Raw genomic sequence first — 13,431 nt, forward strand, 5'->3', positions numbered from 1 at the left:
GAATATGGGAAACTAGGCCGCTTGAAGGAGACTCAGTGCATGCGGCTACTCACTCTTATCCTGCTCCTCCTGTTGGGAGGGCTGCAATATGACCTCTGGCTGGGGAAAAACGGCCTCTCCGACTATCGGGAACTCTCCACCGCCATCGAGCGGCAGCAACAGGACAACCTGGTACTCAAGGATCGCAACAGTCTGATTTACCGGGAAATCGACGATCTTACCTCTGGCCTTGAGGCCATCGAGGAGTTGTCGCGCAACGATCTTGGCTATATCAAGCAGGGCGAGACCTTCTACCGAATCATTCCCAAAGAAAAGGATCAGGTGACGGAGCCTGATGGTGCCCCCTACGATGACTGATAGCCTGAGCGGCCTGACCGCCATCGTCCCGGCTGCCGGTATTGGCAGTCGCATGGGGGCCAGTTGCCCCAAGCAGTACCTGTCCCTGGCAGGGAAATGCATTCTGGAGCACACCCTGGAGCGTCTGCTCTCCCATCCCGCCATCGCCCGTGTGATCGTGGCGCTGGCGCCCCACGACAGCTGGTTTGAGACCTTGACCGTGGCCACTGACCCGCGGGTGCTGCGAGTGGAAGGGGGAAGCGAGCGCGCCTTCTCCGTGCTCAATGCATTGCACGTGGCAGAAGGGGAGTGGGCACTGGTGCATGACGCCGCCCGGCCCTGTCTGACCCACGAGGATCTCGATGCGCTCATTGCTGCGGCCATTGCCTCTGGCGGTGCCATCCTCGGCAGCCGGGTGCGCGATACCATGAAGCGCACCGATGCGGCCGGCAATATCCTCTCCACCGTGGATCGCGAGCAGCTCTGGCATGCCCTGACGCCCCAGATGTTTTTGGTCCGCCCCCTTAAGCGGGCGCTGGAGGAGGGGTTGGCGCTCGGCGCCGCCATCACCGATGAAGCCTCCGCCATGGAACGCGCCGGTTTCCCCGTGCGCATGGTGGAAGGGCGGGCCGATAACATCAAGGTGACCCGGCCGGAAGATCTCTCCCTGGCCGGGCTCTATTTACAGCAACAACGTGCGTGCCGGTCGGCACGACCCGATTCATCCCCAGAGGAGCAGGCATGATCCGCACCGGACATGGTATTGATGAGACAGATTTCCGTGTATTGAGGAGGGCGCAGGCATGATGCGGATCGGACATGGTTTTGATGTTCACAAGTTTGGCGGGGTCGGTCCCTGCATGCTGGGCGGGGTGGCGGTGCCCTATGAACAGGGCCTGCTGGCCCACTCCGATGGTGACGTGGTGCTGCATGCGGTGAGCGATGCCCTGCTGGGGGCCATCGGCGCTGGCGACATCGGCCGCCACTTCCCCGATACCGCCGCCGAATTCAAGGGCATCGACAGCCGCATCCTGCTGCGGGATGTCTTTGCCCGCGTGCAGCTCGCAGGTTATGCCATCGGCAACCTGGATGTGACCATCATCGCCCAGGCCCCCAGGATGGCCCCCCATATCGACGCCATGTGCGCCGTGCTGGCCGCGGATCTGCAATGTGATTTGAACCGGGTGAACGTCAAGGCGACCACCACCGAACAACTCGGATTCACGGGGCGCAAGGAAGGGATCGCCACCGAAGCCGTCGTCTTGCTGGTGAAACAATGATGCTTGAACAACTTGCCTATCTGCACGGGACGCCCACTGCTCGCGGCATCCTCAAGGCCGAGGCCGCCGACTTCGTGGTCAATGAAGATCTCGGGTTCGAACCTTGCGGCGAGGGTGAACACATCTTCGTCCGGGTACGCAAAACCGGCGAGAATACTGCCTGGGTGGCTGGCCTGCTGGCCGATGCGGCCGGGGTTGCCCGCAATGCAGTGACCTGGGCTGGTCTGAAAGATCGCCATGCGGTGACCGAACAGTGGTTCGGCATCCATCTGCCGGGCAAGGGCGAGCCGGATCTCTCGGTCATCGAGAACGACAACATCCGGATCCTTGAGGTGAAGCGCCACAACAAGAAGCTGCGGGTCGGCTATCTCAAGGGCAACCACTTCACCCTGCGTCTCACCGGGCTGGAGCAGGCCGACGGGCTGGAATCCCGTTTGCAGGCGATAGCAACCCAGGGGGTGCCCAACTACTACGGCGAGCAGCGTTTCGGCCGAGGTGGCAACAACCTGGAGGCCGCCAAGGCGATGTTCGCCGGCAAACGGATCAAGGATCGCAACAAGCGCTCCCTCTATCTGTCCGCCGCCCGCAGCATGCTGTTCAATGCCATCGTTAGCGCCCGCATCGAGCAGAGGTTGGCCCATCAGCTGCTGGCCGGTGACTGCGTGATGCTCAAGGGCAGCCACTCCATCTTCAGCGAAGAGAGCGTGACGCCCGAGCTGGAGGCACGCCTTGCCTCCGGAGACGTGCAGCTGACCGCTCCCCAGTGGGGCCGTGGCCGTCTGGCGAGCCAGGGCGCGGCTGCCGAGTTCGAGCAAGAAGTGCTGGCTCCTTATGGTGACTGGTGCGAAGGACTGGAGAAAGCCGGGCTGGATCAGGACAGGCGCCCGCTGCTGCTCAAGCCGGAGCAGATGAGCTGGCAACGGGAGGACGAGGTGCTGACCCTGTCGTTCTTCCTGCCTGCCGGTGCCTTTGCCACCAGCGTGGTACGAGAGTTAATGCTGGCCGAAGAGGCCGATCACGGTTTCAGGAACTCAACCGATGCGAATTCTGGTCAGTAATGACGATGGGGTACACGCCGAGGGCATTCGCGCCCTCAGCGAGGCGTTGCGTGCCTGTGGCGAGGTCGTGGTGGTGGCACCGGATCGCAACCGCAGCGGTGCCAGCCACTCCCTGACGCTGGAAGTGCCGCTGCGGGTCACCCGCCTCGATGCGTCCAGTTTTCACGGCATCAAGAGTTATGCGGTCAAGGGGACGCCGACCGACTGCGTTCATCTGGCGGTCAACGAACTGCTGCGCCCTGAGCCCGACATGGTGGTGGCCGGTATCAATCACGGGGCCAACCTGGGGGATGACGTCATCTACTCGGGGACGGTGGCGGCCGCGACGGAAGGGCGTCATCTTGGTTTCCCCTCCATCGCCGTATCGCTGGTGGGCAAGACTCATTTCGCCAGTGCGGCCCACTACGCCGCCAAGCTGGTGCGGGGGCTGATGGTGCATCCGTTGCCTGCGGATCAGATCCTCAACGTGAATGTGCCGGACCTGCCGCTCGAGCAGATCAAGGGGATCAGGGTGACGCGTCTTGGCAATCGCCACCGGGCGGAGTCGGTGATCCGCACCGAGGATCCCCGTGGTCAGCCCGTCTACTGGATTGGCCCCCCCGGCAACCAGCAGGATGCGGGAGAGGGAACGGACTTTGCCGCCATCGAGCAGGGTTATGTCTCCATCACTCCCCTGACCATCGACATGACGGCCTACGGCAGTCTGTCGACCCTGGGCGCGTGGCTGGATCTGCAGGGATGACGTTGTGATAGTACAGCGCCTGTTGAATCAACTGATTGCCCAGGATGTCCGCGATTTCCGCGTATTGGCGGCGATTGCGAAGGTGCCGCGCCAGCTGTTCGTGGATGAGGCCATGGCCCACAAGGCCTGGGACAATACTGCCCTGCCCATCGGCCATGGGCAGACCATCTCCCAGCCTTACATCGTGGCGCGCATGACCGAGCTGCTGATCCAGAACGATCCGGCCCATGTGCTGGAGATCGGGACGGGATCGGGCTACCAGACGGCGGTACTGGCCCACCTGGTGGAGCATGTCTACACCATGGAGCGGATCAAGTCGCTGCAGTTTCAGGCCCGGCGCAGATTGCGCCAGCTCGATCTGCACAATGTGTCGGCCAAGCACGGCAATGGGTGGCTAGGTTGGCCCAACAAGGGCCCTTTCGACGCCATTCTGGTGACGGCGGCGGCCAGTGAGGTCCCCAAGGCCCTGACCGATCAGCTGGCTGACGGTGGTCGTCTGGTGTTGCCGGTGGGTGATGGCCAGCAGACCCTGCAGCTCATCGAGCGATCGGGCTCCCAGCTCACCAGCCGGATCCTGGAGCCGGTACGTTTCGTTCCCCTGATTGACGGAGATGTCGAGTGAAGTTGTTTTCCCGCCTTTATGTTCTGGTGATGCAGTGGGCACGCCACAAGTATGCCCCCTGGTATCTGGCCATCACCGCCTTTATTGAATCCATCTTCTGGCCCATTCCGGTGGATGTGATGCTGGCGCCCATGGCGCTCGGCAAACCTCATCGCGCCTGGCACTATGCCGCGCTGGCCACCCTCTTTTCGGTGCTGGGCGCCCTGTTTGGTTATCTGCTCGGCTATGCCCTGTGGGAGCCAGTGGTGCAGCCGCTGGTGACCTCGGTTGGCTATGAGGACAAGATTGCCCTGGCCGAGCAGTGGTTCGCGCAGTGGGGCATCTGGGTTATTTTTATTGCCAGCTTCACGCCGATCCCCTACAAGGTGTTTACCGTCACGGCTGGCTTGCTCCACATGGCACTGTTGCCTTTCATCCTGACCTCACTGATCGGTCGTGGCATGCGCTTCTTCCTGGTTGCAGGTCTGATGCGCTGGGGCGGCGAGAAGATGGAGCGCAAGCTGATGCACTATGTGGATGTGCTGGGCTGGCTCTGTATTGGTTTGGCCGTTGCGGCCTATTTCTGGTTTAGTCGTTAAGGATCCACTATGTGTTCGCGTGTTTGGCAAGGTAGCGGTGTCGTCGTGTTGTCATGGCTGCTGCTTGCCTGTTCCTCCAGCAAGACTGCGGCTCCGGTGCACAGCCTGGGCAATGATCAGGTCGCTTCGACCATCCCCGTGCGTCAAGGTATGACCAAGCCCGGCATTGCAGGCAACGGGTACACCGTGGTCAAAGGAGACACTCTCTACTCCATTGCATTTCGTTCTGGCATGGATGTGGCTTCGCTTATCAGCATCAATGGCATCACTCCCCCCTATAACATTTATCCCGGCCAGCAGCTCAGGCTCGATGGCGCTTCCGCCCCCATGGCGGTGGCAACCGTCGGCAGCCCTGTCAGTCGTGGCAGCGTGACGGGGTCTGGCAGTTACGAGGTGCGCCGTGGCGATACATTGAGCAGCATCGGTCGCCAGTTCGGTCTTTCCAACCAGGCCTTGGCCCAGCGCAACAACCTCCAGGCTCCTTATGCATTGCACGTGGGTCAGGTGCTCAATGTGGGGGGCGCGGGTTCCTCGGGTGGTCAGATGGTGGCAGCAACGACACCGGTGGTGACCAGCACGGGGCCCAAACCCCTGGCCACGGCTCCGGCAGGTACGACCACACCATTTATTGCTCAGAAAACGATTGCTCCTGCCTCGTCAACAGCATACGCTCAGGCGAAAGAACAAAAAACCGTCAGTTCCTCGTCAACACTCTCCTGGCATTGGCCGACCAAAGGGCGGATCGTTGAAGGCTTCTCCGTTGCGGAACAAGGCAACAAGGGCATCGACATTTCCGGCCAGAAGGGCCAACCCATTTACGCTGCGAGCAGCGGCAAAGTGGTCTATGCGGGCAGTGCACTGCGAGGGTATGGCAAGCTGATAATTCTCAAGCACAACGATGACTACCTCTCCGCCTACGCTCACAACGATGAGTTGAGGGTCAAGGAGGGAGACACCGTGAAGGGCGGAGCGGTTATCGCCAATATGGGTAGCACGGATGCGCCGGATGTGCGCTTGCACTTTGAAATCCGGTACAAAGGCAAGTCGATCAACCCGATGGGCTATTTGCCAAAGCGTTAACTCAGAGAGCTGAGTCTTACTCTGGTGTAGGTCAGGGAGAGATATCATGAGCCAAGAACAACTGGTAATGCAGGATGCAGAGTTAGAGTTCGACGAGGAGCTGGAGGTTCAGGAGGAAGAAGAGGTTCAGGAAGTGGCGGCCGAAGCCGAAGAGACCATTTCCGATGAACTGATGGCGCCCGAGCTGAACAAGGTAATGGACGCCACCCAGCTCTATCTGGGGGAGATTGGTTTCTCCCCCTTGCTCACGGCCGAAGAGGAAGTCTACTACGCCCGCCGTGCTCTGCGTGGCGACAAAGCGGCGCGCAAGCGCATGATTGAATCCAACCTGCGCCTGGTGGTCAAGATTGCCCGGCGCTACAACAACCGCGGCCTGGTGCTGCTGGATCTCATCGAAGAGGGCAACCTCGGCCTTATTCGCGCAGTTGAGAAGTTTGACCCCGAGCGAGGCTTCCGTTTCTCTACCTATGCCACCTGGTGGATCCGCCAGACCATAGAACGGGCCATCATGAACCAGACCCGTACCATTCGTCTGCCCATCCATGTGGTCAAGGAGCTGAACGTCTATCTGCGCACTGCGCGCGAGCTTTCTCATCGTCTCGACCATGAGCCGACCGCCGAGGATATCGCCTCTGCACTGGATCGCTCTGTGGACGATGTGAATCGCATGCTCAAGCTCAACGAGAAGATCACCTCGGTGGATACTCCCATTGGTGGCGATCGCGACAAGGCGCTGCTGGATGTACTTTCCGACGAACGCGGCATGGGGCCCGAGCTGGAGTCCCAGGAAGATGACATGCGCAGCAGCATAGTGCACTGGCTGGAGGAGCTGAATCCCAAGCAGCGCGAAGTGCTGGCCCGCCGTTTCGGTCTGCTCGGCTATGAACCGGCCACCCTGGAAGACGTGGGCGCCGAGATTGGTTTGACCCGCGAGCGGGTGCGCCAGATCCAGGTGGAAGGGTTGCGCCGTCTGCGGGAGATCCTGCTGGGGCAGGGGCTCTCCATTGAGGCGCTATTCCGCACCAATTAAACGGGTATGAATACCGTCATCAAGATGAAAAAGGGGCCGCAGGCCCCTTTCTTTTTGTCGTGGATCTTCCGGATCATACCGGATCCAGAGTGTCCAGCGGCCAGCGCGGCACGGCCTTGACGACGAGGGGTTCGAAGACTCCCGCCTTCAGGCGTTGCATGCCGGCATAGGCGATCATGGCGCCGTTGTCGGTGCAGTATTCGGTGCGCGGGTAGAAGACTTCACCTTTGAGGCTCTCCATCAGCTCGGCCAGCTGGGCGCGCAGATGACGGTTGGCACTGACGCCGCCTGCCACGACCAGACGATTGAGACCGGTCTCTTTCAGGGCACGGCGGCACTTGATGGCCAGGGTGTCGACCACCGCATCCTCAAACGCCCGGGCGATGTCGGCACGGGTCTGTTCATCATCACCGTTGGCGGCAATGGTGTTGGCGGCGAAGGTCTTGAGACCGGAGAAGCTCATGTCGAGCCCGGGACGGTCGGTCATGGGACGCGGGAAGGTAAAGCGTCCAGTGGTGCCCTTTTCTGCCAGCCGGGAGAGCAGCGGACCACCGGGGTAGTCCAGACCCATCAGCTTGGCGGTCTTGTCGAACGCCTCACCGGCGGCATCGTCGATCGATTCGCCCAGCAGCTGATAGCTGCCGATTCCATCGACCCGAACCAGCATGGAGTGGCCGCCGGAAACCAAGAGCGCTACGAAGGGAAACTCGGGGGCTCGCTCTTCCAGCATGGGGGCCAGCAGGTGCCCTTCCATGTGGTGTACGGCGATGGCCGGCTTGTCCCATGCCATGGCCAACGAGCGGCCTATGGTCGCCCCGACCAGGATGGCACCAACCAGACCTGGCCCCGCGGTATAGGCGATGCCATCGATGTCATCCTTGCCAAGTCCAGCCTCTTTCAAGGCGGCCTGGATCAAGGGGATCGTCTTGCGTACATGGTCCCGGCTGGCGAGCTCGGGAACAACGCCGCCGTAGTCCGCATGCAGCTTGACCTGGCTGTACAACTGGTGGGAAAGGATCCCTTTTTGATCATCGAAGATCGCGATCCCGGTTTCGTCACAGGATGTCTCTATGCCCAATACACGCATTGCTAAAAAATTTCACTGCTAAAATGAGACGGCTATGGTAACCTTCGCGGGTTTTTTAAACCAGAGCGATCTCTGCGGGTTTACTTTCATTCCCTGTCCAGAGTATAATTTCGCACCATTTTAAGACATGCTGATCGATTGAAGGTCAGCTAACAATTTATCACTGAGGTGAAAGGCACATGCCAGTAATCAAAGTCCGTGAAAATGAGCCGTTTGACGTTGCTCTGCGTCGCTTCAAGCGTTCTTGCGAAAAGGCCGGTATCCTGTCCGAAGTTCGTAGCCGTGAGTTCTACGAGAAGCCGACTACCATTCGCAAGCGCGCCAAAGCGTCCGCTGTCAAGCGTCACGCCAAGAAGCTGTCCCGCGAAAACGCACGTCGTATCCGCCTGTACTAATCAAGGGATCATGCCGTGTCTCTGAAGGATCAACTCAAGGATCAGCAAAAGCTCGCCATGCTTGCCAAAGACAAGCCTCGGTTGGGTGCTATCCGCTTGTTGATGGCAGAAATCAAGCAGCGTGAAGTCGATACCCGTGTCGAGCTCAACGATGAAGAGATCATCGCTGTCGTGACCAAAATGGTCAAACAGCGTCGCGATTCCATCAGCCAGTTTGAAGCTGCCGGTCGCCAGGATCTCGCCGACAAAGAGTCCGCCGAGATCGTTGTGCTGCAGGAGTTCCTGCCACAACAGCTGACCGCAGACGAAATTGCCGCCCTGATCGAGCAAGCCATCACTGAAAGTGGTGCTGCCGTCATGGCTGACATGGGTAAAGTCATGGCTGTCTTGAAGCCAAAAATTCAGGGGCGTGCCGATGTCGGCGCCGTCAGTGCTCAGGTGAAAACCCGCTTGGCGTAACAGGCAACTCTCTTGTTTGGTTGAAGAAGCCGTGCTTCCCATTGGAATGCGCGGCTTTTTTATTTCCTATGCAATGAAACAGGACGGTTATGGCTGGCAGGATCCCGCAATCCTTTATCGATGATCTGCTTGTACGCACGGACATAGTCGAGTTGATCGACTCCCGTGTGCGGTTGAAGAAAGCCGGTAAGAACTACCAGGCTTGCTGCCCTTTTCATAACGAAAAAAGTCCCTCCTTTACCGTCAGCCAGGAGAAGCAGTTCTATCACTGTTTCGGTTGTGGTGCCCACGGCAATGCTATCGGCTTTGTCATGGAGTACGACGGCCTGGAATTCCCCGATGCCATCGAAGAGCTGGCAAGCCTGCACGGCATGCAGGTCCCCCGTGAGCAAACGGCGGGTGGATCAAGCCATAGCCAACCAGCCGTCAGCAAGGATCTGTTCGAGCTGATGAACCAGATTGCGCGCTTCTACGAGAGCAATCTCAAGAACGCGCCTCAGGCGGTGGAGTATCTGAAAGGCCGGGGCCTGACTGGCGAGGTGGTCAAGCGCTTCAACATCGGTTATGCCCCTGGGGACTGGGATCAGGTGCGTCGCCGCTTTGGCGCCAGTAGGGATCACGAACAACTGCTGATTTCGGGCGGTATGCTGATCCCCCGTGACAGCGGCCCGGGCAGCTACGATCGTTTCCGCGATCGCATCATGTTTCCGATCCGGGACAAACGCGGCCGGGTCATCGGCTTCGGTGGCCGAGTGCTGGGGGATGGCACGCCCAAGTACCTGAACTCCCCCGAAACCCCCATCTTCCACAAGGGGCGAGAGCTGTTCGGCCTTTATGAGGTCAAGCAGGCACACAAGGATCCGCGCCGGATCCTTGTGGTGGAAGGCTACATGGATGTGGTGGCGCTCGGCCAGTACGACATCGACTATGCGGTGGCGGCACTGGGGACTGCGACCACCAGCGATCACATCCACACCCTGTTCCGTACCACGGCAGAGGTGGTCTGTTGCTACGACGGCGACAACGCCGGTCGGGAAGCGGCCTGGCGGGCGCTGGATAACGCGCTCTCCCACCTGCAGGACGGCCGTGAACTCAAGTTCGTCTTTTTGCCGGATGGCGAGGATCCCGACTCGCTGGTACGCCAGATCGGCAAGGAGGGGTTCGAAGCGCTGCTCGACAAGGCCCAGTCGTTTGCGGATTTCATGTTCGAACGCCTCGGGCGCGATGCGGCTCTTTCCGGTGAGGCAGGCAAGTTTGAAGTAGCCAACAAGGCCGCCGAGCTGATTCGTCGGGTACCGGAAGGTTTCACTCGCGAGGGGTTGATTACCCGACTCTCCAGCATGATGCGCTGGGGAGAAAACAAGCAGCGGATTGCCGAGCTGTTTGCCCGCAACAGCCAGCCCAAGGCGGAAGTTAACAAACCCAAGGCGACCAAACTGACGCCGATCCGCAGGGCTCTGGCCCTGATGGTGCAGTATCCGGCGATCACCGCCGAGCTGCCGGCCATGCCCGAGTTGGCCGGGCTGCGCCTGCAGGGGATCCCTTTCCTGCTGCAACTGCACCAGCAGATCCTGATCCAGCCGGGAGTGACAACGGGTATCCTGCTGGAGCATTGGCGCGGCACAAAAGAGGGAGAAATACTTGCCCAGCTGGCGATGCATGACCTGTTTGAAGAGGTAAAGCTCGACCAGGAGCCCGATATTTTGGGAGAATTACAGGATACCTTTGTCGGTTTCATCAACCTTTTCCTGAAGCAACGGATCGAAGAATTGCAGGCCAAGGTGGCGCAGGAAGGGCTAAGCTCTGAGGAAACTCAGGAGCTGATGATGCTGATCAGAGAGGTGCAGATTGAGAAAAGAAATGAGAGTGGGGCTTGATATTTGAGTGAGCAGTCCCAATATGAATAGCGTTGCCCGAATCGACGGGATTGAAAGCAAACACTTTATAACCACCTGGCCCCGACAACACTGCGGGCAGGGGTTTCTCATGACCGACGCCGCAACCAGACATAGCATGTCTGGCGGTTTTCTATTAGAATTGGCTATTTGCGCAGCAGCGCACTGTACGCGCAACCTAGCAACACCAACCGGATGAGTTCTATGGAGCAAACCCCGCAGTCTCAGCTTAAACTCCTCGTTGCCAAAGGTAAAGAACAGGGCTACCTGACCTATGCCGAGGTGAACGATCACCTCCCGCAAGACATTGTCGATTCAGACCAGATCGAAGACATCATCCAGATGATCAACGATATGGGCATTCAAGTGGTTGAAAACGCTCCGGATGCCGATGACCTTATCATGGCTGAAGGTGGTACCGCCGATGAGGACGCTGCCGAAGCAGCGGCCCAGGCTCTGGCATCTGTTGAATCTGAGATTGGTCGCACGACCGATCCCGTCCGCATGTACATGCGGGAAATGGGTACCGTCGAACTGCTGACCCGCGAAGGCGAGATCGACATCGCCAAGCGGATCGAAGACGGTATCAACCAGGTACAAAGCTCCGTCGCCGAGTACCCTGAAGCCATCACCTATCTGCTCGAACAGTACGACAAGTACGAAGCCGAGCAGCTTCGCCTGTCCGACATCATCTCCGGCTTCATCGATCCGAACGAAGTGGATGACGTGGCGCCGACCGCCACTCATATCGGCTCCGAGCTCAGCGAGGACGACCTCGCCGACGAAGACGAAGACGAAGATGAGGACGAAGACGAAGACGGTGACAACTCCGACGATGACGGCGACGGTGGCCCGGATCCGGAAGTCGCTCGCGAGAAATTCGGCGAACTGCGTGCCCAGTACGAGGTGACTCGTCTCTCCATTCAGCAGAATGGCCGTGCCCACGACGACACCCAGAATGCCATCGCCCAGCTGGCCGATGTCTTCCGTCAATTCCGCCTGATGCCCAAGCAGTTCGATCGCCTGGTCAACAACATGCGGGAGATGATGGAGCGTGTCCGCGTGCAGGAACGCATCATCATGAAGCTCTGCGTTGAGCAGGCCAAGATGCCGAAGAAGACCTTCGTCGCGGCCTTCACCAACAACGAGTGCGAAACTGCCTGGTTCGAATACCAGAAGCAGGCCGGCAAGGCGTGGTCTCCCCGTCTGCTCGAGATGGACGAAGAAGTACTGCGTTCCATCGGCAAGCTGCAGCAGATCGAAGAAGAGACCGGTCTGTCCATCGCCCAGATCAAGGACATCAACCGCCGCATGAGCATTGGTGAGGCCAAAGCCCGCCGTGCGAAGAAAGAGATGGTCGAGGCCAACTTGCGTCTGGTTATCTCCATCGCCAAGAAGTACACCAACCGCGGTCTGCAGTTCCTGGATCTGATCCAGGAGGGCAACATCGGTCTGATGAAGGCGGTCGACAAGTTCGAATATCGTCGCGGCTACAAGTTCTCGACCTATGCCACCTGGTGGATCCGTCAGGCCATTACCCGCTCCATCGCGGATCAGGCCCGTACCATCCGTATCCCGGTGCACATGATCGAGACCATCAACAAGCTCAACCGTATCTCCCGCCAGATGCTGCAGGAGATGGGTCGTGAACCGAACCCGGAAGAGCTGGCCATGCGCATGGGCATGCCGGAAGACAAGATCCGCAAGGTACTGAAAATCGCCAAGGAGCCCATCTCCATGGAGACGCCCATCGGTGATGACGAAGACTCCCACTTGGGCGACTTCATCGAAGATACCACCCTGGCTCTGCCAGCGGATGCGGCCACCAGCGAGAGCCTGCGCAACGCGACCCGCGAAGTGCTGGCCGGGCTGACCGCACGGGAAGCCAAGGTACTGCGCATGCGCTTCGGTATCGACATGAACACCGACCACACCCTCGAGGAAGTGGGCAAGCAGTTCGACGTCACCCGTGAGCGTATCCGTCAGATCGAAGCCAAGGCCCTGCGCAAACTGCGCCATCCGAGCCGCTCGGAAGTGCTGCGCAGCTTCCTGGACGAGTAGTCCCGGGTTCTGTCAGCCTGACATTGCAACAAAAAGCCCCGCCATGCGGGGCTTTGTTTTATCCGTGCTGGCATGGGCGTGAAGAGGGGTCATGGAACCGCTTGAATATGGATGAAATCTCGCCAAGTGGTTGATCTGACTATGGACGGGGTATCCGCCATCCCCTATAATCCACGCCGCTAACCAGCATCAATGGCCCCTTAGCTCAGTTGGTCAGAGCAGTCGACTCATAATCGATTGGTCGTGGGTTCAAGTCCCCCAGGGGCCACCATTTTCAGACAAAGCCGCTCTTTTGAGCGGCTTTTTCGTTTCTGGCGTTCACCAGCGTCTGTCCAGATCCTCGGCATAGAGTGCCATGGCGCGCCGGTAGGGAAGCAGGGCGGGATCCGTGGTGGTGGTCGCGAGGATCCCCAGCAGCGTCTCCATCCCCTCCTTGTTGCGCCCCAGGTTGTAGCAGGTCATGGCACGAAACACCTTGAACTCCATGGCATCGGGGAAGCGGGCCAGGGCCTCGTCAAAGGTGGCCAGCGCCTCGGCATGACGGCCCGTGGTGCGATAGGAGCTGCCAAGTCCAAGCAGGGCTCCGCGCAGCGACGACTCGCCAAGCCCCAGCGACACGGCCTTCTGATAGAGGGGAATGGCCTGGGCCTCTCGCCCCAGCATGTCGTGCAGTCCGGCCACTTCGTAATGCCGCTCGGCGTGGGTTGGGTGCTCGATGAGTTGCAGCAGACCGTGCTGACGGGCTTCCTCGATCCATCCCTCCCTCGGCCTTGAGGGTGTTCAACTGTTTCATATGTGCTCCTGCATG

The 13,431-nt window shown here is 59.5% G+C and carries 15 protein-coding genes and 1 tRNA gene; 14 read left to right on the forward strand and 2 right to left on the reverse strand.

Annotation, left to right across the window (positions count from 1 at the left end):
- Positions 1-39: 39 nt before the first annotated feature.
- From ftsB to rpoS, 9 genes are read left to right on the forward strand one after another with little or no spacing between them, the layout of a single operon-like run.
- The gene (gene ftsB, locus PG892_RS01710; protein WP_010675628.1) at positions 40-357 is read left to right on the forward strand and encodes a cell division protein FtsB; all 318 of its coding nucleotides are present in this window, start codon (positions 40-42) and stop codon (positions 355-357) included.
- Positions 350-1,081, forward strand: coding sequence for a 2-C-methyl-D-erythritol 4-phosphate cytidylyltransferase (ispD, locus tag PG892_RS01715; protein WP_223933049.1), 732 nt, complete (start codon positions 350-352; stop codon positions 1,079-1,081). Before ftsB ends, ispD begins: the two co-directional genes overlap by 8 nt.
- A 58-nt stretch (positions 1,082-1,139) precedes the next feature.
- Positions 1,140-1,616, forward strand: coding sequence for a 2-C-methyl-D-erythritol 2,4-cyclodiphosphate synthase (gene ispF / locus PG892_RS01720; protein ID WP_268915891.1), 477 nt, complete (start codon positions 1,140-1,142; stop codon positions 1,614-1,616).
- Positions 1,616-2,674 (forward strand): tRNA pseudouridine(13) synthase TruD, encoded by a 1,059-nt coding sequence (gene truD, locus PG892_RS01725; RefSeq protein ID WP_223933047.1) that lies wholly within the window; start codon positions 1,616-1,618, stop codon positions 2,672-2,674. Before ispF ends, truD begins: the two co-directional genes overlap by 1 nt.
- Positions 2,655-3,416: a 5'/3'-nucleotidase SurE gene (gene surE / locus PG892_RS01730; RefSeq protein WP_104454747.1), complete on the forward strand. Its 762-nt coding sequence runs from the start codon at positions 2,655-2,657 to the stop codon at positions 3,414-3,416. The genes truD and surE overlap by 20 nt, the downstream gene beginning before the upstream one ends.
- A gap of 4 nt (positions 3,417-3,420) precedes the next feature.
- A complete protein-coding gene (locus tag PG892_RS01735; protein ID WP_010675623.1) occupies positions 3,421-4,038 on the forward strand; it encodes a protein-L-isoaspartate(D-aspartate) O-methyltransferase in 618 nt (205 codons plus the stop codon).
- Positions 4,035-4,616 carry a YqaA family protein gene (locus PG892_RS01740; RefSeq protein WP_010675622.1) on the forward strand — a complete coding sequence of 194 codons (582 nt, stop codon included), beginning with the start codon at positions 4,035-4,037 and terminating at the stop codon, positions 4,614-4,616. Before PG892_RS01735 ends, PG892_RS01740 begins: the two co-directional genes overlap by 4 nt.
- Positions 4,617-4,625: 9 nt before the next feature.
- Positions 4,626-5,696 (forward strand): LysM peptidoglycan-binding domain-containing protein, encoded by a 1,071-nt coding sequence (locus tag PG892_RS01745; protein WP_010675621.1) that lies wholly within the window; start codon positions 4,626-4,628, stop codon positions 5,694-5,696.
- A 46-nt stretch (positions 5,697-5,742) separates the two neighbouring features.
- Entirely contained in the window at positions 5,743-6,726 is a 984-nt protein-coding gene (gene rpoS / locus PG892_RS01750; protein ID WP_010675620.1) for an RNA polymerase sigma factor RpoS, read from the forward strand.
- Positions 6,727-6,799: 73 nt separating this feature from the next.
- Here rpoS and tsaD read toward each other — a convergent pair whose 3' ends face one another.
- A complete protein-coding gene (gene tsaD, locus PG892_RS01755; protein WP_010675619.1) occupies positions 6,800-7,813 on the reverse strand; it encodes a tRNA (adenosine(37)-N6)-threonylcarbamoyltransferase complex transferase subunit TsaD in 1,014 nt (337 codons plus the stop codon).
- A gap of 179 nt (positions 7,814-7,992) precedes the next feature.
- Between tsaD and rpsU the strand changes: the two genes are divergently transcribed.
- The 5 genes from rpsU to PG892_RS01780 all read left to right on the forward strand — a co-directional run bounded on the left by rpsU (position 7,993) and on the right by PG892_RS01780 (position 12,894).
- Positions 7,993-8,208: a 30S ribosomal protein S21 gene (gene rpsU, locus PG892_RS01760; RefSeq protein ID WP_005309452.1), complete on the forward strand. Its 216-nt coding sequence runs from the start codon at positions 7,993-7,995 to the stop codon at positions 8,206-8,208.
- Between the two features lie 15 nt (positions 8,209-8,223).
- Entirely contained in the window at positions 8,224-8,667 is a 444-nt protein-coding gene (locus PG892_RS01765; protein WP_210599743.1) for a GatB/YqeY domain-containing protein, read from the forward strand.
- 89 nt (positions 8,668-8,756) lie between these two features.
- Positions 8,757-10,544 (forward strand): DNA primase, encoded by a 1,788-nt coding sequence (dnaG, locus tag PG892_RS01770; protein WP_010675617.1) that lies wholly within the window; start codon positions 8,757-8,759, stop codon positions 10,542-10,544.
- A 183-nt stretch (positions 10,545-10,727) separates the two neighbouring features.
- Positions 10,728-12,623 carry an RNA polymerase sigma factor RpoD gene (rpoD, locus tag PG892_RS01775; protein ID WP_263639565.1) on the forward strand — a complete coding sequence of 632 codons (1,896 nt, stop codon included), beginning with the start codon at positions 10,728-10,730 and terminating at the stop codon, positions 12,621-12,623.
- Positions 12,624-12,817: 194 nt separating this feature from the next.
- A tRNA-Ile gene (locus tag PG892_RS01780) sits at positions 12,818-12,894 on the forward strand.
- 47 nt (positions 12,895-12,941) lie between these two features.
- On the opposite strand, the gene PG892_RS01785 is transcribed toward PG892_RS01780, so the two are convergent.
- The gene (locus tag PG892_RS01785; RefSeq protein ID WP_270825095.1) at positions 12,942-13,286 is read right to left on the reverse strand and encodes a tetratricopeptide repeat protein; all 345 of its coding nucleotides are present in this window, start codon (positions 13,284-13,286) and stop codon (positions 12,942-12,944) included.
- Positions 13,287-13,431: the final 145 nt, after the last annotated feature.

It is taken from the genome of Aeromonas sp. QDB68 (assembly GCF_027707405.1).
Lineage (GTDB): Bacteria > Pseudomonadota > Gammaproteobacteria > Enterobacterales > Aeromonadaceae > Aeromonas > Aeromonas caviae.